15 protein-coding genes are annotated in these 24037 nt (G+C 56.9%); 8 read left to right on the forward strand and 7 right to left on the reverse strand.

Annotation, left to right across the window (positions count from 1 at the left end):
• Positions 1 to 25: 25 nt before the first annotated feature.
• Complete coding sequence (gene dacB / locus EF096_RS07125) at positions 26 to 1495, forward strand: D-alanyl-D-alanine carboxypeptidase/D-alanyl-D-alanine endopeptidase (RefSeq protein ID WP_123888942.1); 1470 nt, start codon at positions 26 to 28, stop codon at positions 1493 to 1495.
• A gap of 74 nt (positions 1496 to 1569) precedes the next feature.
• Here the strand turns inward: dacB and rlmKL are convergent, their stop codons facing one another.
• The gene (rlmKL, locus tag EF096_RS07130) at positions 1570 to 3762 is read right to left on the reverse strand and encodes a bifunctional 23S rRNA (guanine(2069)-N(7))-methyltransferase RlmK/23S rRNA (guanine(2445)-N(2))-methyltransferase RlmL (protein ID WP_123888943.1); all 2193 of its coding nucleotides are present in this window, start codon (positions 3760 to 3762) and stop codon (positions 1570 to 1572) included.
• A 260-nt stretch (positions 3763 to 4022) separates the two neighbouring features.
• Here rlmKL and rmf point away from each other — a divergent pair, with 260 nt between their 5' ends.
• Entirely contained in the window at positions 4023 to 4238 is a 216-nt protein-coding gene (gene rmf / locus EF096_RS07135; RefSeq protein WP_092284106.1) for a ribosome modulation factor, read from the forward strand.
• 117 nt (positions 4239 to 4355) lie between these two features.
• Here the strand turns inward: rmf and EF096_RS07140 are convergent, their stop codons facing one another.
• The 3 genes from EF096_RS07140 to EF096_RS07150 all read right to left on the reverse strand — a co-directional run bounded on the left by EF096_RS07140 (position 4356) and on the right by EF096_RS07150 (position 10556).
• A complete protein-coding gene (locus tag EF096_RS07140; protein WP_123888944.1) occupies positions 4356 to 5384 on the reverse strand; it encodes a quinone-dependent dihydroorotate dehydrogenase in 1029 nt (342 codons plus the stop codon).
• Between the two features lie 88 nt (positions 5385 to 5472).
• Positions 5473 to 5697, reverse strand: a complete 225-nt coding sequence (locus EF096_RS07145; RefSeq protein ID WP_123888945.1) for a DUF2835 domain-containing protein — start codon at positions 5695 to 5697, stop codon at positions 5473 to 5475.
• On the reverse strand, positions 5685 to 10556 hold the full coding sequence (locus tag EF096_RS07150) for an NAD-glutamate dehydrogenase (RefSeq protein WP_123888946.1): 4872 nt from the start codon (positions 10554 to 10556) through the stop codon (positions 5685 to 5687). Before EF096_RS07150 ends, EF096_RS07145 begins: the two co-directional genes overlap by 13 nt.
• 192 nt (positions 10557 to 10748) lie before the next feature.
• Between EF096_RS07150 and EF096_RS07155 the strand changes: the two genes are divergently transcribed.
• The 6 genes from EF096_RS07155 (at position 10749) to EF096_RS07180 (ending at position 17603) form a co-directional block, all read left to right on the forward strand.
• Positions 10749 to 11708, forward strand: a complete 960-nt coding sequence (locus EF096_RS07155; protein WP_123888947.1) for an AAA family ATPase — start codon at positions 10749 to 10751, stop codon at positions 11706 to 11708.
• A 3-nt stretch (positions 11709 to 11711) separates the two neighbouring features.
• Positions 11712 to 12662: a DUF58 domain-containing protein gene (locus EF096_RS07160; protein WP_123888948.1), complete on the forward strand. Its 951-nt coding sequence runs from the start codon at positions 11712 to 11714 to the stop codon at positions 12660 to 12662.
• Positions 12659 to 13120, forward strand: a complete 462-nt coding sequence (locus EF096_RS07165) for a DUF4381 family protein (protein WP_158611244.1) — start codon at positions 12659 to 12661, stop codon at positions 13118 to 13120. Before EF096_RS07160 ends, EF096_RS07165 begins: the two co-directional genes overlap by 4 nt.
• A 259-nt stretch (positions 13121 to 13379) precedes the next feature.
• Positions 13380 to 14108, forward strand: a complete 729-nt coding sequence (locus tag EF096_RS07170) for a VWA domain-containing protein (protein WP_235869655.1) — start codon at positions 13380 to 13382, stop codon at positions 14106 to 14108.
• Positions 14098 to 15945: a vWA domain-containing protein gene (locus EF096_RS07175; protein ID WP_123888951.1), complete on the forward strand. Its 1848-nt coding sequence runs from the start codon at positions 14098 to 14100 to the stop codon at positions 15943 to 15945. Before EF096_RS07170 ends, EF096_RS07175 begins: the two co-directional genes overlap by 11 nt.
• Positions 15942 to 17603, forward strand: a complete 1662-nt coding sequence (locus EF096_RS07180) for a BatD family protein (RefSeq protein ID WP_123888952.1) — start codon at positions 15942 to 15944, stop codon at positions 17601 to 17603. Before EF096_RS07175 ends, EF096_RS07180 begins: the two co-directional genes overlap by 4 nt.
• A 306-nt stretch (positions 17604 to 17909) precedes the next feature.
• Here EF096_RS07180 and EF096_RS07185 read toward each other — a convergent pair whose 3' ends face one another.
• The 3 genes from EF096_RS07185 to EF096_RS07195 form a co-directional block, all read right to left on the reverse strand.
• Complete coding sequence (locus EF096_RS07185; RefSeq protein ID WP_123888953.1) at positions 17910 to 20261, reverse strand: efflux RND transporter permease subunit; 2352 nt, start codon at positions 20259 to 20261, stop codon at positions 17910 to 17912.
• Positions 20262 to 20281: 20 nt separating this feature from the next.
• A complete protein-coding gene (locus EF096_RS07190) occupies positions 20282 to 21349 on the reverse strand; it encodes a WD40/YVTN/BNR-like repeat-containing protein (RefSeq protein WP_235869656.1) in 1068 nt (355 codons plus the stop codon).
• A gap of 297 nt (positions 21350 to 21646) precedes the next feature.
• Positions 21647 to 24022, reverse strand: coding sequence for an efflux RND transporter permease subunit (locus tag EF096_RS07195; RefSeq protein ID WP_123888955.1), 2376 nt, complete (start codon positions 24020 to 24022; stop codon positions 21647 to 21649).
• Positions 24023 to 24037: the final 15 nt, after the last annotated feature.

The raw sequence follows: 24037 nt of genomic DNA on the forward strand, positions 1-24037 counted from the left end.
CTCGATCCTCACGGAGCTGGTATTCATGCCTACCCGACTTAAACGCGCCTTGCTCTGCCTTCCCTTGCTTGGCCTGCTTGCCCATACTATCGCCTACGCGGAAGACAGCGGCACATTACCTGCCAAGGTCAGCACGGCGCTGACCGACGCACAAATCCCGGATGACGCGCTATCGCTCGCGGTCATTCCGCTGGAAGGACAAGGCATGGCGCAGTTCGTCAATGCTGACATACCGGTAAACCCAGCCTCTACCATGAAGCTGATCACCACCTTCGCAGCGCTTGAAATCCTGGGGCCCAACTACCAATGGCGTAGCGATCTTTTTGCCGACGGACCGGTCGTCAACGGCACCTTGCAGGGTGATCTGATCTTTCGTAGCGGCGGCGATCCCAAGCTGACCATCGAGCGCATGTGGTTGATGCTGCGTGATCTCAAGGCAGCAGGTATCCGCGACATTACCGGCGAGCTGGTTCTGCAACCGGCGGATATGCGTTTCCCCAGCGACATCCCCCCCTTCATCGACGACAGCGGCAATCAAAACAGGCCTTTTCTGGTTGAACCAGATCCCCTACTCAGCAATCTGAAGCTTTTTGTGCTCAGCAGTTACGGCGAAGAAAACGGGGTACGAATCAATCTGGAGCCCAACCTGCCAGAGGTCGCAGTAGACAACCAATTATTGCTACTCCCCGAGACGACATCCTGCCCCAAACCTGACGTCGAATACGCTATTGTCGACCGCGGACACCAAGCCACTATAACGCTGACCGGCAGCGTACATGAGGGCTGTATTGCTCAACGTTATTTGTCTGCACTGACCGCCACAACCTATACCGGCAGCCTGCTGCGCACCCTGTGGCAAGACATGGGCGGGAGTATCCGTGGCGGCACTCGAATTGGTCGCGCGCCGTCCAGCTCACGCCTGGTATCAAGAAGCGTCTCGCCGGATCTGGTATCGGTAGTACGTGATATCAACAAGTACAGCAACAACACCATGGCACGTCAGCTATTTCTGACCATTGGCCGTGATCAGCGTACACCCGCCGATCGTGACGATCACAAGGCAGCCGTGCGCGTGATCAACCGCTGGCTGACAGAGAAAGGCATCTATCCGAATGGCCTGGTAATGGAGAATGGCGCTGGCCTATCTCGCATGGAGCGACTCACTGCCCGCGACATGGCCACGCTGTTGCAGGCGGCCTGGCAGAGCCCCTACCGCGCCGAATTCGTCGCCTCAATGCCACTGGCCGCGATGGATGGCACTATGCGACGGCGCTTGCGCAATACGCCGCTCGCTGGCGAAGCACACGTAAAAACCGGCTCGTTGCGCAACGTTAAGGCGATAGCAGGTATTACCCGGGATAATAACGGCCAGAGTTGGGCGGTCAGTGCGATCGTCAATCATAGCTCCGCTGGCATTAGTGGCAAGGCGCTCGATCTGGTACTGCAGGACGTCTATCGCCGTGGCCCAACCGATATCGCCAGCCACGCTCCTTGAGCGTGCGGTGAATACAACAAGGGCGCCTATAGGCGCCCTTTTTTTTACTACCCGATAACCTCACAGCACGGGTCTCATGCTTTGCGGCTGATCCGCCAGGTCTTGTGAATCCGCGTGTTACGCTGAAAATCCTTATCCAGCGTCTGTGCTGAAATATCCTCAACCTGATAAGCCGTCTCAACGCTTTCGGCCATGCGGAAGCGACGGAAATTATTGGAAAAGTAGATCACCCCGCCCGGTGCCAGGCGCGCCATCGCCAACTCGAGCAACCGCGGATGGTCACGCTGCACATCGAATATGTCATCGAGGCGCTTGGAGTTGGAAAAAGTTGGCGGGTCAATAAAGATCAAATCGTAGCTCTGCTGATCCTGTGCAAGCCACTCCATCACATCAGCCCGCTCCAGCTTGTGCAGGTCAGACAGGCCATTCAGGGATAGGTTGCGCCGCGCCCAATCAAGGTAGGTCTTGGACAAGTCAACGCTGGTAGTCGAACGCGCGCCGCCAGCCGCCGCATGCACACTGGCGGTGGCGGTATAACAGAACAGATTCAGAAAGCGCTTGCCGCGCGACTCCTGCGCAATGCGCAGGCGGATGGGGCGGTGATCGAGGAACAGTCCCGTATCGAGATAGTCGGTCAGGTTAACCAGCATACGTACCTGGCCTTCATGCACCGTAAGAAACTCGCCACGCTGAGCCATGCGCTGATACTGCTGCTTGCCGGCCTGGCGCTGACGCTGCTTGAGCACCACCTGACTATCCGGGATGCCCAACACCTGCGGGATGGCAGCCATCACGTCCTGCAGCCGCGCCTGCGCTTTATCCTCACTGATGGTCGCGGGCGCTGCGTATTCCTGCACATGCACCCAGTCGGCGTAGATATCGACCGCTACGGCGAACTCCGGCATATCGGCGTCGTACAGACGATAGCACTCGATATCCTGTTGGCGAGCCCATTTGCCAAGTAGCTTCAGGTTCTTTTTCAGGCGATTGGCAAACATCTGCGCCGATTCACTGAGCCGTGCAGTAGCAACTGGCACGTTTTCACCGCCGGCATGGCCGCTCTTGTCCGCCTGCTGCACCGGTGCCTTGGTGATAAATCGCTCCGGCGCCAGATCCATCAGCAGCAGCTTGCACGGTAGCGCACCGTTAAACAGGTTGTACTGTTTATGGCTGCGAATACCCATACGCTTGCCCAGGTCCTGGTTACCGGTGAAGATCGCCGCCTGCCAGCCAATACACTTTTCACGCAGCACTTCACCCAGCTTCTGATACAGGTAAACCAGACTCGCCGTGTCACCCAGGCGCTCACCATAGGGCGGGTTGCAGACGATAAGACCCAGTTGCCCGCGATCCGGACTGGGGGCAAAGGTGGCCAGCTCCCCTTGGTATACCTTGACCCACTCGGTCACGCCAGCGCGCTGGATGTTATTACGCACCGGCTGCAACAGACGCGGATCAGCCTCATAGCCACGAATCCATACTGGCGGCTTGGCCAGACCCTTTTCAGCGCGATATTTTGCCTCGTTCATCAGCCGCTCCCACATGGCCGGCACGTGCTTCAGCCAGCGACTGAAGCCCCAGCGCTCGCGCTGCAGGTTAGGGGCGACGTCAGCCGCCATTAGCGCGGCCTCAACCAGGAAAGTACCCGAACCACACATAGGATCCGCCAAGGCGGCACCCTCTTCTGCCAGCTTTGGCCAACCGCTACGAATCAGAATAGCTGCCGCGAGGTTCTCTTTGAGTGGTGCAGCGCCTTGCTGCAAGCGATAACCGCGCTGGTGCAGACTGACGCCAGACAAGTCGAGCGCGACCTGCACCTCACTACGGCGGCAGTGCACATTGATACGCAGATCGGGTTGCACCTTCTCGACACTCGGGCGAGTACCGTCAGCCTGACGCAATTGATCAACAATCGCATCCTTGACCTTGAGCGCGCCAAAGTGGGTGTTGTCGATGCCGGGCAGGCTGCCGGTGAAATCGATCGCCAGACTGCCGTCAGCACGCAGATGCTCAGCCCAGTTGATCTTGCTGATGCCGTCATACATATCCTGCGCGCTTTCAGCAGGGAAACGATCCATTACCATGAGCACGCGGTTAGCCAACCGCGACCACAAACAAATGCGGTAGGCCAGTTCCATATCGCCCTGGACCTCGATACCGGTAACGGTTTCACGGGCAGAATCAGCGCCCAAAGCGAGCACTTCGTCACGCAGCAGCCCCTCCACGCCTTTCGGACAGGTAACAAAAAATTCAAGGGTCTCGCGCATGTCTTTGATTTCCGGAAATGGATGACGTTTATATTTCAACGGCAGCTAAATAGCGGCCGTGGTATGCCAATTCGTTCTTTGGAGGAGGCACCTCCATTAGGGTACAACAAGGTATGACTTAATCAGCAGTACGGATTCGGTAGTCAGCCCTTTTCTACATATTAGCTGGCTTCCTTTCGGTGCAACCAGTCACTGGTTCGCACAACTTCCTGAACGGCAATAGCCGTCTGGTATGTCATAACCAACGAGGACTCAAACCTATGAGAAGACTCAAGCGTGATCCGATGGAACGAGCATTTTTGCGCGGTTACCAGAATGGAGTACATGGCAAATCTCAAGACAGTTGCCCTTTCAATAGTGCCAGTGCCAGACAAAATTGGATCAATGGTTGGCGTGAAGGTCGTGCGGACCATTGGGCCGGTTACACCGGCATCTCCGGTGTACACCGATTAAACGAGATGCACGCCGTAGGCTAATCCCTCGGTTATTTCATTTTTCCCCAAGGCGCTCACCCAGAGCGTCGGGCCTCGCGAAGGCCCACCCGGCCCCCGCTTGCGGGGGCCAACTATTCTCCCCCTCTTGCACATACTGAATCAGCCCCTGCCCGGCATTGTGGCTATCGCTTCTGCGCACTCACGCACTAGCACCGGGCCTCGGTAAATGAACCCGCTATACAACTGAACCAGACTAGCGCCAGCAGCCATCTTGTCTGCGGCGTCAGCGCCACTGAAGATGCCACCCACACCGATAATGGGCATACGCCCCTTAAGTTCCCCTGCCAACAGACGCACGACCTCAGTCGATACGTCAGTCAGCGGCGCGCCCGACAAACCACCAGACTCATCAGCGAAAGGCGAGTCGGCTACGGCCGTACGATCCAGCGTGGTATTGGTTGCGATAACCGCATCCATGCCTTGCTCAAGCAAGGTCCCAGCAACCAGCTGGACTTCTTCGGGGGTCATATCCGGTGCAATCTTGATCGCGATGGGCACGTACCGTCCCTGCTGATCACTAAGCTCCAATTGGCAGGTCTTTATCTGCGCCAGCAGCTGCTTCAAGGCGTCGCCGTACTGCAGCGTGCGCAAGCCAGGGGTATTAGGAGACGACAGGTTAACCGTGATGTAACTGGCGCAGCTGTATACCTTGCGCATGCAGTAGAGATAATCGTCCACCGCATTCTCAACCGGCGTTACTGCGTTCTTGCCAATATTCACACCCAACACACCTCGGTACCTGGTCGCCGCCAAGCGATCCAACATGGCATCCACACCGAGATTATTAAAACCAAAGCGATTGATGATGGCCTCGTGCTCGGCGAGACGGAACAGGCGCGGCTTTGGGTTACCCGGCTGGGGCCTTGGCGTCACGGTACCCACCTCGACAAAACCAAACCCCATAGCCGCCAGACCATCGACAGCTATCGCGTTTTTATCCAGCCCGGCCGCCAGGCCGACCGGATTATCAAACGTCAGCCCCATCACCTCGACCGGCTGGGCCGGTACCGGACGTACCAGCTTGTCAGCCAGACGCAGGCGACCGGCAGCACCAATCATGTCGAGAGCAAGATCGTGCGAGGTCTCGGCGGGCAGTTTGAACATCAACGAACGGAGCAGGTCGTACATAAGCGGCGGGCCTGGGCTGTGAAATCAGGCTGCAGAGTATAAAGGGTTATGCCTGGGGATTCAGCAGCCACAGGCAGCTATCTGGCTGTCAGACAGACAAGCGCTCCAGATTGAGTAGTTTCCCTTCATCAGTGAAGCTCAGCAAAAAACTGCCATGCACGCCACCATGGGTCAGAAAGGGGCGCAGGTGGTGCGCCGGGAGACTAACCCGGCGCCCATCTCTGCTGTACATAACAACCCGCTCGGCGCGCCCCTGATACCAGGCCAGATAGCGCTCCGCGGGTAACGCCAGATCGATAATCAGCTGCTGCATGGCTCTCCCCGCACGTTTAACCGCGCAGCCTGAGCCAAATCGAGCAACTCGCGCATGGCAACGGCAACCATCGGATAATCACCAGCACCTGCGCTCTTCAACTCGCCCAGCATGACCTGCCAGCGCGAGACCATTTGCTGATTCTGCTCCATCCAGGCGTCGACCAGCTCCTCTACCGGCACCGACTCATCCGCACTTTGCAAGGCCGCGACCGTCATGGTTCTTGCCTGCCAGTCGAGATCATCACGATAGCTCTCGCGTGCCAGCGCCTGCCAGTGGTTATCCACGACCAGATTGGACACCTGTTGATTGAACCAGGGCAACTGCAACTGGCTGCCAATGGCAAAGAACACCTGCGCCACGCGCTCCGGGCTCTGGCCGGTGGTATCAGCCGCTTCTACAATGCCCAGCAGCGTATAGGCGTGGCCGGTGCCAGCCACAACCCGCGCAATACCTTCGGGCACGGCGTTATCAGCATAGTGCTGATATCGCTCGTCCCACAGCCTTCTGATATCCCCCCCCAGCAACTGGTCGAAGCGCTCAGACAGGGCCTGAACGCAAGGAGCGAAATGTGATACTTCACGCTCAGGCAACAGCTCGGTACGACGATTGCGAATAAACCAGCGCGTCGCCCGACGCCCCAAGCGCATCAGCTCGTCCATCAGTTCCAGCTGCACATCGGCCGGAATCTGATAATCCAGCTGTTCTATACCGGCAAAGTGCTCCTGTAGATGAAAAACATCGCGGGCAACGATATAGGCGCGGGCGATATTGCTCGGCGAGGCACCGGTAGACTGCTCCAGACGACGCAGGAAGGTGATCCCCATATGATTGACCAGGTTATTTGCCAGCTGCGTCGAAATAATCTCGCGGCGCAGCCGGTGGCCGAGAAGCGCCTGCTGATACTTCTTCAACAGCACAGTGGGGAATGCCGTCTCCAGCTCAGTCGCCAGATATTCGTCCTCTGGTACGTCGGACGCCACCAGCGCCTCTTTCAAATCAGCTTTCGAGTAGGAAATCAGCACCGATAGCTCGGCACGTGTCAGCCCTTTGCCGCTCGCCTTGCGCTCGGCCATCTGCTCATCATCAGGAATAAACTCCAATGCCCGATTAAGCTTGCCGCTGCTTTCCATTGCGCTAATAAAGCGCTGATATTCACCCATGGTCTGGCTGGCCTGGCGCTGAGCCAGACTGATCGCCTGGGTCTGCTTGTAGTTGTTCCCCAGTACCAACTCGGAAACCGAGTCGGTCATGCTGGCGAGCAACTTGTTGCGTTGCTTGGCCGTCATGTCCTGGCTGGCCACAACCTCGTTAAGCAGAATCTTGATGTTGACTTCATGGTCAGAGCAGTCAACCCCACCCGCATTATCGATAAAGTCGGTATTGACGGCGCCACCATTGAGACAGAATTCGATACGGCCCAGCTGCGTCATACCCAGATTACCGCCCTCACCTACTACGCGGCAGCGCAGATCACGGCCATTAACGCGCAGGGTATCGTTGGCCTTGTCGCCTACATCGGCGTGCGTCTCACTGCTACCTTTGACGTAGGTGCCGATGCCGCCATTCCAGATCAGGTCGACCGGCGCTTTGAGCAACTGATGAATCAGCTCGGTCGGCGTCAGCTTCTCGGCCTTGATGTCGAACAGCTCCCGCATCTGCGGCGTCAGCGTGATCTGCTTGAGACTGCGGGCAAAGAGACCGCCACCCTGAGAAATCAGGCTGGCGTCATAGTCGGCCCAGCTTGAGCGCGGCAGATCAAACAACCGCTGACGTTCCACAAAGCTGCTCTCAGTGTCCGGATTGGGGTCGATAAAAATGTGTTGATGGTTAAAGGCGGCGACCAGCTTCAGCTGACGCGACAACAGCATACCGTTACCGAAGACATCGCCCGCCATATCGCCCACACCGATAACCGTAATCGGATCGGTCTGCACATTGACGCCCAGCTCGCGGAAGTGACGCTGTACCGAGACCCAGGCACCTTTAGCGGTAATGCCCATCTTCTTGTGGTCGTAGCCAGCAGAGCCACCGGAGGCAAAAGCGTCCCCCAGCCAGAAACCGTAGCCCGCAGCAATGCCATTGGCGATATCGGAGAAGGTCGCAGTGCCCTTGTCCGCGGCAACCACCAGGTAGGGGTCGTCTGCGTCATGACGCACCACGTTAACGGGCGGCACGACCTCACCATCGACCAAGTTATCGGTCAGATCGAGCAGGCCCTGGATGAACATCTTGTAACAGGCAATTGCCTCCTGTTGCACTTCATCCCGTGAGCCGCCCACCGGTAGCCGCCGTGGTACGAAACCGCCCTTGGCGCCGACCGGCACAATAACCGCGTTCTTCACTTGCTGCGCTTTGACCAGGCCCAGCACCTCGGTACGATAGTCTTCTTCCCGGTCGGACCAGCGTAGACCACCACGGGCAACTTTACCGCCACGCAGATGCACCCCTTCTACCCTGGGTGAGTACACGAACACCTCAAACATCGGCCGTGGCAATGGCAACTCGGGGATCGCCGAGGGATCAAACTTCAGGCTCAAATAGTCCTTGGTCTCACCCTCCGCATCCGGCTGATAATAGTTGGTGCGCAGCGTTGCCTTGATCAGGTCGAGGTAGCGCCGCAGGATGCGATCTTCATTAAGCACTGCCACGTTGTCCAGGGCATTGAGAATCGCCTGCTCCAATTTATGCTGCATCTCCTCCAGATCGGCAGGAGACAGCTTGCGAGCCAGATAAAAACGGGTGCGGAACAGTCGCACCAGTTCGCGCGAAATATCGGCATGCGCAATCAGAGTGCTGGCAATGTAAGGTAATTCAAAACCCAGACGGATCTGCTTGAGATAGCGCGCATAGGCGCGCAGCAGTGATACATCACGCCAGGGCAGACTCGCCAGCAGGACCAGACGGTTGAATGCATCGTTCTCTGCATGCCCCGCCCAGATTGCCGCAAAGGCTTCACGGAACAAGTCATTGGCTTCGTGGATATCCAGGCTGGCATTGGCCGCAAAGGTAAACTCAAAATCATGGATCCAGAAGCTTGGCCCACTGTCCTGTGCGATATGAAAGGGAAACTCACCCAATACCCGTAACCCCAGATTTTCCAGAATGGGGATTACGTCCGACAAGGGCAGCGGATCGCTTAGGTGATAGAGCTTGCAATGCAATACACCTGGCTTCTGCTCCAGCGGTTGATAAAAACTCATGGCCAGTGGCTGCTCAGCCGTGAGCCCCAACATGGTCTGTAAATCAACCACCCCGGTAGCCGGCGGAAAGCGATCACTGTAGCCAGCCGGGAAGCCCTCACCCAAGTGCGCCAGCACGTCAGTGGCGCGCGCCTCGCCCATGCTTTCCAGCAGACGATCACGGAACTCATCATTCCAGTTGCGGCATGCGCGCACGACTTCCTGTTCTATTTTCACGGGGTCTATGTCCAGCGTCTTGGTGGGGTCAACCCGCATTATGAATTGGGTGCGGGCCAGAATGGACTCGGAGAAATAAGTCCAGAACTCACTCTCGGTCGCTTGCAGGCGCTCCATCAATACCGACTGAATAGTCAACCGAATATCGGTGGAATAGACATCGCGCGGAACGAAAGCCAGGCAGTAATAAAAACGACCATAGTTGCCAGAGCGCAGGAACACGCGGATCTGATTACGCTCCTGCATCTGCACTATGCTGATCGCAGTATCAGCCAGTTGCTCTACTGATGACTGGAACAGGTCATCGCGCGGCAACACCTGCAGCACCTGCTCCAGCTCTTTGGCCAGGTGGCTCTGTGGAATAAAGCCGGAAACTTCGCGCACATGCGCTACTTTACGACGCACATGCGGAATATTATCGACCAGATCAGAATATACTCGCGAGGTATATAACCCCATGAATCGGTGTTCAAGCAGCACCTTGCCGTCGGCATCGACTTCACGCAGGGAGACGTAGTCGGGATAGGCCGGACGGTGTACTCGACTCAATCGCGACGCCTTGGCGAAAGACAGCAATAACGGCGCCTGAAGATATTCAATTACCTCAACGGGCAAACCATCGAGCCCTTCATCACGCGGCTCCATGGCCAGCGCCCCCAGGCTTTTGCCTTCAATCAAGCCGAGGCGTTGCTGCGGCAAACCCTCATTGATCGCAAAGCACTCATAGCCCAGAAAGGTAAAATGGTTTTGTAGCAGCCACTGCAAAAAGGCGATGGTTTCCGTACGCTCTTCGCTGGAGAAATACTGGCCGCTGCGCTTTTTGAGGCCGCCAATAAGCGTTTCAACCTGCTTCTGCATCGCCGGAAAGTCGCGAACCGTCACGCGCACATGACTCAAGGCCTCTTTCAACCCGTTCTGCAGGGCGCGCAAATCTGCCGAGGTAGTGCAGCGATCGATTTCAATGTACATCAATGACTCGGTGCGTACGTCCGCCCCCTGGCTACCCGTTTCCAGCAGCGCCTGCAGATTACCCTGGTCATCGCGCTGCGTCGTCATGATGCTGTTCTGCAGCGTGTGGATGGCATAGCCCTGACGGGTCAATTCCATGCGTACCGAATCAACCAGGAATGGCAGGTCTCGATGCAGCACCTCGACGACCGTATGCGTGCTCTGCCAGCCATCCTGCTGCGTGTCGGGATTGAACACCTTTACTTTCATCTCGCCACCCTCGAAGTGCTGCAGGGCGCGCCAACTGGAGAGGGTGCAACCTAGCAAATCGTTATCCTGGCGCGCGCTGAGCTCTTCCAGCGAGGCGATACCATAAAAGTACCGACAGAATAAGCGAATGGCCTCCCGATCCTTTGTCTGCACAAGGGCTACCAACCGCTCCTGCAGTGTTTCGATAAAGCCCTGCTTGGTGCTGGCCATGATCAATGCCATGCTGCCTACCTCCTGATGTTGCGCCGTGGGTGTGGACTGCGAACCTGCATTCGGTCGCCTCGCTCGCCCTTGTGGGGCTTGAACCGGCGGGCCTGAATTATTCTTGTCTCAGGCATAGTCTAGACCAAATGCATTTCGGTAAAGTGACGTACACTGACGCTGGTCAAGAAGAACAGGACACTAAAAATCCCAATGACTCACCGCGACTCACTGCTGCAGCTAAAAGCCTTTCTTGGGCAACACATCTTCGGACAGGAACATTTGATCGATCGCATGCTGATCAGCCTGCTAGCAGGCGGACATGTGTTAGTCGAGGGCGCGCCCGGTCTGGCCAAGACCAAAGCCATCAAAGCGCTTTCAGAAGGTATAGAAGCGGAGTTTCATCGCATCCAGTTCACCCCTGATCTGTTGCCCGCCGACATTACCGGCACCGAGGTGTACCGCCCCGAGACCGCCACCTTCAGCTTCCAGCAAGGTCCTATCTTCCATCATCTGGTACTGGCAGACGAGATCAACCGCGCACCCGCCAAGGTGCAGTCGGCGCTGCTCGAAGCCATGGCTGAGCGTCAGGTGAGCGTTGGCCGCGAGACCTATCCGCTCCCCGAGCTGTTTATGGTCATGGCCACACAGAATCCCATCGAACAGGAAGGCACCTACCCACTGCCGGAGGCACAGCTGGACCGTTTCCTGATGCATGTGCGCATCGGTTTTCCGGATGCCGCACTGGAACGACAAATCCTCCAGCTGGCGCGGGGCGAAGCGCGGGGTGATGAGCCAGTCATCTCCAGCAAAATCAGCCAGGCAAGCATTCTGGCGGCAAGACAGGAAGTGCTTGATATGTTCATGGCGGACGCCGTGGAGGAATATCTGATCCAGCTGATCATGGCAACTCGCCGGCCCGACCAGTACAACCCGCAACTGGCTGAATGGCTGGCCATGGGCGCCAGTCCGCGCGGAACCATTGCAATGGATCGTTGCGCACGGGCCCATGCCTGGCTAGCGGGGCGCGACTTTGTCAGTCCAGAAGACGTGCAAGCCATAGTGCATGACGTGCTGCGCCACCGCATCATGCTTAGTTTCGAGGCTGAAGCCGCTGGTATCGACACCGACCAAGCCATCAACCTGTTGATCGACTCAGTACCGGTGGTTTGATCCATGCCTGCTAGCCTGGACCCTGCCATCTATACCAGCCTGGAGGCGCTGCTGGCGACTCGTCGGCACTGCAATAAGCTGCCCTTGTTCAACCGTCCGGTGCGCAACGGGCGGCAAAGTGGACAGCAAAGCTCGCGCTTGCGTGGACGTGGTGTCGATTTTGATCAGGTACGTGCCTATCAGCCCGGCGATGACATCCGCAATATCGACTGGCGCGTGACAGCGCGAACGCAAAAGGTCCACACTAAAGTATTCAATGAAGAGCGGGAGCGTCCGGTTTTTGTCATAAGCGAGCAAAGCCCCCGTCTGTTCTTCGGCAGCCAACGCTGCTTCAAGTCAGTGCTGGCTGCCGAAACCAGCGCACTGATTGCGTGGACGGCGCTATCGCACCACGACCGTGTGGGTGGCATGGTCTATAGCCCGGGCTCTTGTCATGAGGTGCGCCCCCGGCGCGACCGCAAGGCACTACTGCAATTACTGCACTTGTTAATCCAAGCCAACCACCAGTTACAACCAGGCCTGCAAGCGGATCCAGACGACGAATCGGAACCGCTGAACCTTGCCCTGCGCCATAGCCGTGAAATTATTCGTCCAGGCAGCATTCTTTATATTATCTGCGATCACAGCGCGATAGATGGTCTGAACCAGAGCCTATTGGTTCCTCTGGCCGGGCACAACGATATGGTCTTGCTGCCGGTTCTCGATCCTCTCGACAGTAGCCTGCCGCTGTTTGGACCTCTCGACTTTGTCCAGGGCGAGGAGCGTATCACCATCAACACCCTCGAACCGGGCGTACGCGAGGCTTACGCTGAGCAATTTCAGCAACAGCAGCAGAGCTGGCTAAGACTGGCCCGCCGCCTTCGCTGCAGCCTGATACCTTTGGATACGCGGTTCGCCGCTCACGAACAGATGCGCGACACGCTCTCCGGACATCCACGCGGGGAAACCAAGTGAGCAGTCCGCTACAGGACGCCTTGATCCAGCCAGCGGCACCGCCTCCCATACCCTGGTGGCCACCGGCACCCGGCTGGATAGCACTCATGGTGCTACTGGTATTACTGCTGATTGCTCTGCCATTGCTCTGGCTTGGCCTGCGACGACGCTACAGGCAACGCATGCGCGCTCAGCGAATCATCTGGGAGGTACCGGATAACCTCTCCGATCAGGCGTGGTTGGCGGCACTCAACACCCAGTTGAAGCGACAGCTTAAAAGTCGTGGCGAGCAGGATGCTACCAGACTGTTTGGCCCTGAGTGGGTGGACTACCTGTGCCAGGGCTACCCAAAACCGCGACCAGACCTGTTGCGTCCACTCGGTACGGGCTTGTATCAGCCCGGCAATGACATGAGTTCCGGCGAGCGCCTGGCGCTGCAGCGTGAGCTATTGCGCTGGGTAAGGCATAACCATGTTTGAACTGTACTGGCCCGCCGCTTTTTTATTGCTGCCGCTGCCCTGGCTGATGCGTTGGTTGTTGCCCGCTAGCAGACGTCCGGCAAGCGCGCTACACGTTAGTTTTCTACGTCGATTGAGCCAACTGCAAAGTACCAATGCGGATCGCAGATCGAACTCTATGCAATGGCCGCTGTTGCTTATATGGGTTTTGATGCTGTGCGCAGCAGCCAGGCCACAGTTGCTTGGAGCTCCTCTGGCACCGAGCATTAGCGGACGTGACATGATGGTTGCGGTTGACCTGTCTGCCAGTATGGAGATACACGACATGCAACTGGATGAGCGCAAGGTCGACCGACTCACACTGGTGAAGCATTGGCTTGGCACCTTTATAGAAGGCCGTCGCGGCGACCGTATTGGATTGATTTTGTTCGGCAGCAACGCCTATGTACAAGCCCCGTTAACCTATGACCTCGACAGTGTCGCGCAGTGGCTGGAGGAGGCCTTTGTTGGCCTCACCGGGCGCGATACAGCCATCGGCGATGCCATTGGCCTGGGCATCAAGCGTCTGATCCAGCAGCCCGCCTCAAGCCGGGTAATGCTGCTGATAACCGATGGTGCGAATACCGCCGGCGAAATAGCGCCAATCCAGGCTGCACGGCTGGCTGCCGAGCAAGGTATCCGTATTTTCACTATCGGCGTAGGCGCTGACAGCATGCAGCAGGATGGTTTGCAAAGCGTCCTCAATGGTGATGTTGACCCCTCTATCGATCTCGATGAAACCACCCTGCGCAAGATAGCCGAGATCACCGGAGGCCTTTATTTCCGTGCCCGTGATAGCGCCAGTCTGGAGTCTATCTACGCACGGCTTGACGAATTGGAGCCCAGTCTCCGCGCCGGTCGGCCTAGCCATGAAAGTATTCCGCTTTACCCCTGGCCACTTGCTGCTGCCTGGTTAATCAGCCTTGTGATGGCTTTGCAACAGGTACGGAGGCAGCGCCGTGTTACTTGATCTGCTGCCCTTCAGCTTTAGCCGCCCCTGGTGGCTACTCGCGCTACTGCCCAACCTGTTCCTGTGCTGGTATCTGTTCCGGCATATGCAGAAACACTCAGGCTGGGAAGCACTGCTGCCAGCCAACTTGCGCAAAGCCTTGCTGCAACAGCAGCAAGGCCGGCGCTACGTAGGACGCTACCTGCTACTGGGCCTGTGCTGGACGCTAGCGCTATTGGCGCTATCCGGTCCGGCATGGGAGTCGGATGACGGCATAGAGCGCAGCGATCAGGGCGCACTGGTGGTCGTACTTCAGGTATCGCGCAGCATGCTTTCAACTGACCTTGCTCCAAACCGGCTTGATCAAGCTCGCCGCAAGGTGCAGGACGTCATGCGCAACTTTCCGGAAAAACGTGTCGCCCTGATCGCTTACGCCGGCAGCGCACATCTGGTCGCCCCGCTCACCCATGATCACAGCACGCTGCTGAACCTCCTGGGCGCTCTGCACCCGGATATCATGCCAGTGCGCGGGCAGCAGGCTGATCAGGCGCTAGCGCTGGCTCAGCAGCTAGTGCGTGACCTCCCCCCCAGCAGCGCACAGGTCCTTCTATTAACCAATGGCCTGAACGACAGCGAACAAAGTCTCGCTGATGTCGTCACCCAGGACTTGGGCCCGCGCCTGCGCGTCCTGGGGATAGGTACAGCCGATGGCGCACCGGTACCAATTGCCGAAGGTGGCTTCATGCGCGACGAGCAGGGTCGCATTCTGTTGCCACAACTCGACGAAAGGGCCCTTAGCCACTTCGCCCATCGCCACGGCGGCGAATACGCCAGCCTCACATGGGATGATCAAGACCTCAACGCTCTGCTGGCAGATACGCCCGCAAGCGATCAGGTAGCAGAGCAGTCACAGCGTCAATGGCTCGATCAAGGCCACTGGCTGCTGTTATTGCTGTTGCCACTGGCCGCCATCGGTGCCAGACGCGGCTGGTTAGCACTCCTGCTGATCGCACTCTGGCTGCCGCCGCCAGCCTCGGCAATGGGCTGGCAAGATCTATGGCAACGCCCTGACCAGCAAGCGGCGAAACTAATGGCCGAAGGTAATCCGGCCGCTGCCGCACAGCGCTTTGAAGATCCGCAGTGGCAAGCCTGGGCACACTTGCAGGCCGGTGATTATGCGGCGGCCAGCAGCGCTTACGGCGCCTTGGCCGCCGCCGAGCCTGACAACCCTGAATATCATTTTGCGCAAGGCACTGCGCTGGCACTAGACGCACAATATCAAGCGGCGTTAAACGCATTCGAGCAAGCCCTGATCAGGGCTCCAGAGCACACTGCCGCGCGACATAACCGCAAACGCGTTGAGGCCTATCTGGCCGAGCTGGAAAAGGCTGAACAGCAAGAGCAAGGAAAGGAGCAAGAACAACCTGGCGCGAGCGACGAGAGCCAGCAGCAATCTGACGACGCGGCCAATACCACCACTTCAGAGCAAGCTGTGACGACTGAAAACGATACGCCAAAAGCCGGCAGCGAACAGTCAGCCAGCGCCGGTAATAGCGCCACAGCAGATCAGAATACGAGCGCCAATGCTGAAACAACACCGGGCACCACGCCAGATGGCCTGATGGCGCAAAATCCGGCAGCTAGCGAAGATGATGAAAGCCAGGATGATGAAAGCCTGCTCGATAGCGCTCCCGCAGAGGGCGGCACTAGCGCATCTTCAATCAGCACAGGCTACAATGCCGAACAGCAGCAAGCGCTGCAGCAATGGCTGCGCGATATACCCGACAACCCATCTGAATTGCTGCGCCGTAAGTTCCTTTATCAACACCTGCAACAACCCGATGGACGTCCTCGATGATGCGACTGCTACTGACACTCTGTCTATTAGCCTTGACCGGCCTGTGCCAGGCGGCAATGCAGGCCAGTGTCGACCGTACCCAACTGGTCGAAAATGAAAGCCTGGAACTGACGCTGGAAAGTAACGCCATCAGTACATCGAGCACACCCGACCTCACGCCACTTTACGAGCACTTCAAGGTGACACAGAGTCACCAATTGAGCTTGATGAGTGAGCTGGAGGGCCGCAAGCAATGGGTCAATCGCTGGGTGATCGGGCTGCAACCCAAGCGTACCGGCTTCGTCGTCATACCGCCGTTGTTTCTAGGCCCGGATAGCAGCGACCCTATCACTTTGCGGGTGCTCACCCAGGCACAGGCTGCCGACGATAACGCAGACAAGCTGGCGCCAGTCTTTATAGACAGCGAGGTAGATACCCAAACGCCCTATGTACAGGCGCAAGTTTTGCTGACCCTGCGCATTTACCACTCTGTCTCCCTGTATGACGATTCCGATCTGAGTGGCCTGGCCGTCGCGAACGCCAAGGTCGAGCGGCTCGGCGCACCACGTAACTACGAGCGCACCATCAATGGCGTATTGCACGGTGTCATTGAAGTGCGTTACGCCCTGTTTCCGCAGCAAAGCGGACCGCTGGAGATACCCTCGCAGCTGTTCAGCGCCACAGTGCAATCGCCGCGCACCCCGTCAGATCCCAATAGCCTGCGCAGTGCCCGTATCGCACAATTACGTTCGCCAAGCCTGCAACTGCAGGTCAAACCCATTCCTGATAACTACCCTTCCGGCGCACTTTGGCTCCCCGCCAAACAAGTGCGACTGAGCCAGAACTGGCAGCCCGATCCGGGCCAGGACCTGCTGCGCGGCGAACCACTGACGCGTACTCTCTCGATTCAAGCCGATGGCCTGACAGCCAGCCAATTACCGGAACTGGGCCGGCTACCCGACGAACAGTCCGAAGAGCTGCGCCAGTACAATGACCAACCCCAGCTGGAGAACCAGCTCTCCGCCAATGGCATTCTTGGCCTGAGGCAGGAAAGTGCCGCCCTGGTTGCGCGCAATACCGGCCAGGTTAGCGTGCCGGAAGTGCGTGTGCCCTGGTGGAATACCAATACCGACAGCCTCGAAGAGGCCAGCCTCTCGGCCGTCAGTCTGAACATAATCAACAATCAGAATATCAGCAGCACCCTAAACGAGCGCAGTGTAAGCGCCCTACCCGCGCCGCTACTGTGGCCGTGGCAGCTTGCCTGTGCCCTGCTGCTCGCCGCACTCGTCGTCTGTATCTACCGTTTACGTCAGTTACATAGTGAACTGAGCAGCTTAGACGAACTACCCGAAGACCCTCATCACCTGGACGCCGACGCTGCCGGCAACCCGCTGGCCGACCTGCAGGTAGCCTGCCGTCAAAACGAGCCTGCAGAAGCACGCAAGGCGCTGGATCACTGGGCCAGACAGCAGAAAAGTGATCTTATTGCCCTCAGTCTCGCGTATCCGGTTCTGGCCGATGCGCTGGATGAGCTGAACACCTGCCTGTTCGGGCAGAGCGATGATGCCTGGCGCGGTAAGCCACTATGGCGCGCCGTACGTAAAGTGACCCAAGCCCGTCAACGCGAGGCCGAAGAGCTCAAAGAAGGCGGTATTGACTCGCTCTACCCCGACGTCTGAGCGCGCTAGCAGCAACCACCTAATGCCTTGTTGATCGCATTTCCGTTTTCGCCTGCTGACCAGTGCTTATCCGCCACCGCTGACAACCACTGCTCGGCCCTGCAGCTTAGCAGCGTCGTTCAACCTGTCGGGGCACTCATACACTCGCTTCGCTCAGGCAGCACAATCGCGCCCCCTTCCGCAAAGCTCTGCGCTACACGCCCGTTCAGACAGGATTCAAGAGTCCGCGTAGCAGGCTAGTGTTCAGTCGAAAACAACACAGCAAAAAGGCGCCCGAAGGCGCCTTTTTGCTGTTCAGTTGCAGTCCTAGTTACGCAACTTATCCGGACGGATAAGGAAGCGTGCCAGTGCTGGCAACAACCAGAGCGCACCAAACATGTTCCAAAGGAACATAAAGGTCAGCAGGATCCCCATGTCGGCCTGGAACTTGATGGCCGAGAAGATCCAGGTGGCGACACCGATCGCCAGGGTGAAGCCGGTAAAGGTAACCGCCTTACCCGTGGTTTTCAGGGTTTCATAATAAGCTTCCTGCAAAGGCAACCCCTGACGCAGGTAGGTTTCCAGGCGACTGTAGATATAAATACCGTAGTCCACCCCAATACCCACACCCAGAGCAATAACCGGCAAGGTGGCCACCTTGACGCCAATACCCAGGAACGCCATCAGCGCATTCGCCAGAACCGAGGTCAGAGCCAGAGGAATAATGATACAGAGCACCGCGCGGATCGAACGGAAGGTCACCAGACACATAAAGATCACCACCGCATAAACGGTGAGCAGCATCTTGGTCTGTGAGGCCTCGATCACAACGTTGGTGGCCGCTTCAATACCAGCATTACCCGCAGCCAGTTTGAATTCCAGGTTGTCGGTGTTGTACTCCTCGGCAAAGGCTTCCACCGCCGCAGTGGCACGACTCAAAGTCTGAGCCTTGTGATCATCCAAAAAGATCATGACCGGAGCCAGCGAGCATTCAGCGTTGAACATGCCCGAAGGTGCACGGCTGATAGCGTTATTCAGGTTGTCCTGGTTACGCGACAGCCCCTGCCATTTCAGGTTGCCCTCGTTGTTACCCATGATCACCTGCTTGGCTACCGTTACCAGCGACACCGCCGATTGCACGCCATCCAGGTTATTCATCTTCCATTCAAGCTGATCAATGGCTTCCATCGTGGTATGCGCCGAGCACATCTCAGGTGGCGTTTTAACCATGACAACCAGAATGTCCGAGCTGGTCGAGTAGTTGTCGATGATGAACTTGTTGTCGAGGTTATAGCGCGAATCTGCACGCAGCTCAGGCGCACCCGGATCAAGATCACCGATGGCGACGTTCTTGCCGTGATAAATACCAAAGGCAAAGGCCGCAATCGCCAGCAGGATGGAAATCGGTGCCACCGTCGGATGAGCAAATCGCGCTACTGCCAGCCAGAGCTTCTGCGGCTGTGACGCACGAACACGATTACGCTCGACTGCGCCTTTGCTGATACCGATGTAAGACATCAGAATCGGCAGCAGCATCAGGTTGGTCAGGATGATCACACCCACACCAATAGACGCGGCAATCCCCAGCTCACGAATCACTTCGATTTCGATCAGCAGCAGGGTTACAAAACCCACCGCATCCGATATCAGTGCCACGATGCCCGGAATATACAAAGAACGGAACGCGCGGCGCGCAGCATCGTAACTGCCCTGCGAGGTCGGGTACTCAATAGCCATGCCATTGATGATCTGTACCCCGTGGGAAATACCGATGGCAAACACCAAAAATGGCACCAGGATCGAGTACGGATCAAGGCCAAAACCCAGGGTGCGCAGCAAACCAAGCTGCCAGACAACCGCGATGACGGAGCACACCAGAGTGGTCAGCGAGCTCTTGATGCAGCGAGTGAACATCAGCAGTAATACAAAGGTGATCAGCAGCGCCGCGCCAAAGAACATGACGACCTTGAGAATACCTTCAATCAGATCACCCACTTTCTTGGCGAAACCGACGATATGCACCTTGATATTGGGATTCTCAGCCTCGAAGTGCTGACGGATTTTATCCTCCAGCTGACGCGAAAAATCACCGTAATCGAGCTGAATCAGTTCACTCTGATTATCAGGATTGGGATAGGCCTCCTGCAGCGGCACATCGATGATGGTCGACTTGAAGTTATTGGCGACCAGTCGGCCAATCTCACCCGACTTGAGCACGTTAGCCCGAAGCTCATCGAGATCGGCTTCACTGGTGTACGACGGCCGATTGGCCACCGGACCGCCATCAAAGCCGTACTCGGTCACCTCGGTCCAGCGTACGTTTGGCGTCCATAGCGAGCGCAGATTGGAACGATCTACCCCGGGTAGAAAGAACACCTCATCGTTAATACGCTTGAGTGCTTCCATATACTCGGTGGAAAAAATGTCGCCATCCTCGATCTCCACCGCAATACGGATGGAGTTACCCAGGTTTGGCAGATCATTTTCATGCTCGATCATATTGACGATGTAGGGGTGCTTGAGCGGAATCATCTTCTCGAAGCTGGTATCGGGCTTGACCTGGGCCGCCTGATAGCCAAAAAACACCGTAAGCAGTGCAAAGATCAGCAGTACTGCAATCCGATTATTGAAAATCAGCCGCTCCACAAAAGGGGCGGTCTCCTGATGGTGCTTAGACATCCATATTCTCCAGGCAGAACTTATTGTTGTGCGTCTTTAAGACCGTTGGCTGATGCTCTGACTACGCCGTGCTGCCCAACCAGGAGCAGATGACCGTCGGCCAGCCGCTTGGCGGTTGCCAGCGCGACCCGATCAGCACGCGTATTGGCAGCAAAGGTGTGGCCATGATCATCACTGGTAAGCACTACCCCGCCGGCACCGACGATCGCCAGACGACCATCAGCCGACAGATTGCCGCCCAGCAAGGTAGCCTGAGGTGCACGACCGTCAAACTTCACTGGCTCCCAGGTATAACCAAAGTTCGCGGAGCGATAGAGGTTACCGCGTAAGCCCCAGACCAGGAGTTGACCGGTCTGACCGGTGCCGGAAACACCAAACCAGGTGCCATCGTAGGGCGAACTATCCAGGGTTTCCCAGGTATCGCCGTAATCGGATGAGCGATACATGCTGCCCATCTCGCCAACCATAAACAGGCCAGCGTTATGTACCGGCGCAATGGCGTTGTAATGCATGCCATATTCGTTGTCTACGTTATCGCTGCGGTCCACCCAGGTAGCTCCGCCGTCATCGGTACGCAGGAAGATGCCATAGGCACCAACAGCAAAACCGGTCTGGGTATCACGGAACCAGACGTCCATCAAAGGTCGTTCAAGCAGGCCAGGGCCCTCAGGGTCTCTAGGCTTATCCAATGCAGGGTCACGATATTGCAGCGCCCAGGTTTGGCCAGCGTCTGTGCTGTGCAATACGAGCGAGTCATGCCCTACGGCCCAGCCGTTCTGCTCATCGACAAAGTAGACAGACGTCAGCACCTGGCGCACTGGCACCTCAGCCTGTGTCCAGCTTTCACCTTGATCATCGGAATAGACAATATGTCCACGGCTGCCCACAGCCACCAAACGGTCGCCAGCAGTGACCACATCCAGCAACAGCGTCTTGCTGGCCAGATCAGACATGATGGCGGCTTGTGGCGCCTCGGCAATCGGCTGCGGGTCCTGGGCCAGTACCGCGCCTGTCGGGAGCAAGAGCGCGGCTGTAAAGCCCAACGCTCGCAGCGCCCGCTGGCCGATAAGGTGTTTGCGGAGTGTCATACCTGAATTCGGGCAAACTGCCTGGACTGTAGATTGAGTGCGCCCTTCGATGCGCTCACGCATACGCCATTCCCCTTTATTGTTGTCAGAAGCCGCCAACTAGACGGAATCAACAATACTAACGAGGACAGGGCCACCTCGCCAACGGGTCGTGGTTATCTTTTGTTAATCAGCATATTGATAACAGTTCGGCGACTTTAACCGCAATATCAAGTAACAATTCCTATAACAAGCTAAAATTCCACCCATAAAAAAACCCGCCTGTCAGGGCGGGTTTTTTCTACAACAAGCAGACTATCAGTGACTCATCTTGCTGCCCTTGGAGTTGCGAACCTTCTCGGGATTGATCAGGAAGCGCGCCAGAGCAGGCAACAACAGCATGGCTCCAATCATGTTAACCAGGAACATGAAGGTCAGCATCAGACCCATATCCGCCTGGAACTTGATGGCAGAGAAGATCCAGGTTGCTACCCCGATGGCCAGGCACAGACCGGTAAAGAGAACCGCCTTACCAGTAGAGCGCAGCGTCTCATAGTAGGCTTCCTGCAGTGGCATGCCAGCGCGCAGGAAACTCTCCAGGCGGCTGTAGATGTAGATACCGTAGTCAACACCGACACCCACACCCAGAGCAATCACCGGCAGCGTTGCCACCTTCATACCAATGCCCAGGAAGGCCATCAACGCGTTACCCATTACCGAGGTCAGTACCAGCGGCAATACGATACAGATGGTCGCCGGGAAAGAACGGAAGGTGATCATGCACATAACGCCTACCCAGATATACACCAGCACCAGGATCAGCAGCTCGGAGCTGGAAATGATCTCGTTGGTAGCGGCTTCAATACCAGCGTTACCTGCAGCCAGTTTGAAGACCATGTCATCGGTGTTGTACTCGGCAGCAAAGGCTTTGATCTCATCCGTAGCGCGGGTCAGCGTATCGGCCTTATGATCATCCAGGAAGACCATGACCGGCGCCAACGAACAGCTCGCGTTGAACATACCTGTTGGCGCGCGGCTGATCGCGTTATTCAGGATATCCTGGTTACGCGACAGGCCCTGCCACTTCAGGTTGCCCTCGTTGGACCCCATGATTACCTGCTTGGCAACAGTCACCAGCGATACCGCTGACTGCACACCTTCCAGGTTAGCCATGCGCCATTGCAACTGGTCGATCGCCTCCAGAGTCTCATAGGCAGAGCACTGCTCAGGCGGCGTACTGACCATGACTACAAGAATGTCAGAGCTGGTGGTGTAGTTCTGGATGATGAAATCATTATCCAGGTTGTAGCGTGAATCAGGCCGCAACTCAGGCGCACCGGCATCCAGGTCGCCGACCTTGATGTTGTGCTCCTGATAGATGAAGCAGGATACGCCGCCCACCAGAGCAACAATCACAATCCAGGGCGCAAAGCTTGGGTGCGCCACATAAGAGATCGCGCGCCAGAACGGATGTTCACGTACCGCATCACGCTTACTGCGCTCAACCGCTTTCTTACTGATACCCAGATAAGAAATGGTCACTGGCAACATGATCAGGTTAGTAAACACAATTACTGCCACACCGATAGACGCACCGATAGCCAGCTCGTGGATCACACCGATATCAATAACCAGCAGCGTGATAAAGCCTACCGCGTCGGCCAGAATCGCAATCATGCCTGGCAGGAACAACTGGCGGAACGTACGCCGCGCGGCTGTTAGCGCGTTATCGGCCTCACCCGATTGCAAGGCGATACCGTTGATCTTCTGCACCCCGTGGGAAATACCGATGGCAAAGATCAGGAAAGGTACCAGCATCGAGTAGGGGTCAAGACCGAAGCCGACCAGATTGATCAGGCCTAGCTGCCAGATCACCGCGATAACGGTGGTCATCAATACCGATACGGTACTGCGGATACACCAGGTAAACATGTACAGCAGAACAAAGGTAATGATGAAAGCGATACCGAAGAAGGCTACCACGCCCATCAAACCATCGATCAAATCACCGACCTTCTTGGCGAAGCCGACGATATGGATCTTGATGTTGGGGTTCTCTGACTGGAAGCGATCGCGAATCTTCTCTTCCAGCTGATGGGAGAACTCCTTGTAGTCCAAACGCAGCAGCTCGCTCTGGTTCTCCGGATTCGGGTAGAACTCCTGCAGCGGCACCTCAATGATGCTGGACTTGAAGTTGTTCGCTACCAGGCGCCCAATTTCACCGGACTTGAGCACGTTACCGCGCAGCTCGTCCAGATCCTCTTCATTGGTGTAGGACGGATGGTTGGTTACCGGGCCACCATCAAAACCGTACTCGGTGACCTCCGTCCAGCGCACGTTGGGCGTCCACAGAGAGCGCAGGTTGGAGCGATCAACACCCGGCAGGAAGAACACCTCATCGTTGATCTGCTTGAGAGTTTCCATGTATTCGGTGCTGAAGATGTCGCCATCCTCAATCGCCACCGCGATACGAATCGAGTTGCCGAGGTTGGCCAGATCGTTCTGGTGCTCGAGCATGTTGACGATATAGGGGTGTTCCAGCGGAATCATCTTGCCGAAACTAGTATCAGGGCGAACCTGCAGCGCCTGATAGCCAAGAAACACGGTAATAATAGAGAACAGCGCTACAACCATCAGGCGGTTATTAAAGACCAACCGTTCCATGAAAGTTGCGTTTTCCTCGTCGCGGGACATCCAGATTCTCCTGGC

The organism is Pseudomonas neustonica, from assembly GCF_003797945.1.
GTDB classification, from domain to species: Bacteria; Pseudomonadota; Gammaproteobacteria; order Pseudomonadales; family Pseudomonadaceae; genus Halopseudomonas; species Halopseudomonas neustonica.

Bases quoted from the DNA above. Each gene is read 5' to 3' on its own strand.
- dacB (WP_123888942.1), top strand. From the start codon at position 26: ATGCCTACCCGACTTAAACGCGCCTTGCTCTGCCTTCCCTTGCTTGGC.
- rlmKL (WP_123888943.1), bottom strand. From the start codon at position 3,762: ATGCGCGAGACCCTTGAATTTTTTGTTACCTGTCCGAAAGGCGTGGAG.
- rmf (WP_092284106.1), top strand. From the start codon at position 4,023: ATGAGAAGACTCAAGCGTGATCCGATGGAACGAGCATTTTTGCGCGGT.
- EF096_RS07140 (WP_123888944.1), bottom strand. From the start codon at position 5,384: ATGTACGACCTGCTCCGTTCGTTGATGTTCAAACTGCCCGCCGAGACC.
- EF096_RS07145 (WP_123888945.1), bottom strand. From the start codon at position 5,697: ATGCAGCAGCTGATTATCGATCTGGCGTTACCCGCGGAGCGCTATCTG.
- EF096_RS07150 (WP_123888946.1), bottom strand. From the start codon at position 10,556: ATGGCATTGATCATGGCCAGCACCAAGCAGGGCTTTATCGAAACACTG.
- EF096_RS07155 (WP_123888947.1), top strand. From the start codon at position 10,749: ATGACTCACCGCGACTCACTGCTGCAGCTAAAAGCCTTTCTTGGGCAA.
- EF096_RS07160 (WP_123888948.1), top strand. From the start codon at position 11,712: ATGCCTGCTAGCCTGGACCCTGCCATCTATACCAGCCTGGAGGCGCTG.
- EF096_RS07170 (WP_235869655.1), top strand. From the start codon at position 13,380: ATGATGGTTGCGGTTGACCTGTCTGCCAGTATGGAGATACACGACATG.
- EF096_RS07180 (WP_123888952.1), top strand. From the start codon at position 15,942: ATGATGCGACTGCTACTGACACTCTGTCTATTAGCCTTGACCGGCCTG.
- EF096_RS07185 (WP_123888953.1), bottom strand. From the start codon at position 20,261: ATGTCTAAGCACCATCAGGAGACCGCCCCTTTTGTGGAGCGGCTGATT.
- EF096_RS07190 (WP_235869656.1), bottom strand. From the start codon at position 21,349: ATGACACTCCGCAAACACCTTATCGGCCAGCGGGCGCTGCGAGCGTTG.
- EF096_RS07195 (WP_123888955.1), bottom strand. From the start codon at position 24,022: ATGTCCCGCGACGAGGAAAACGCAACTTTCATGGAACGGTTGGTCTTT.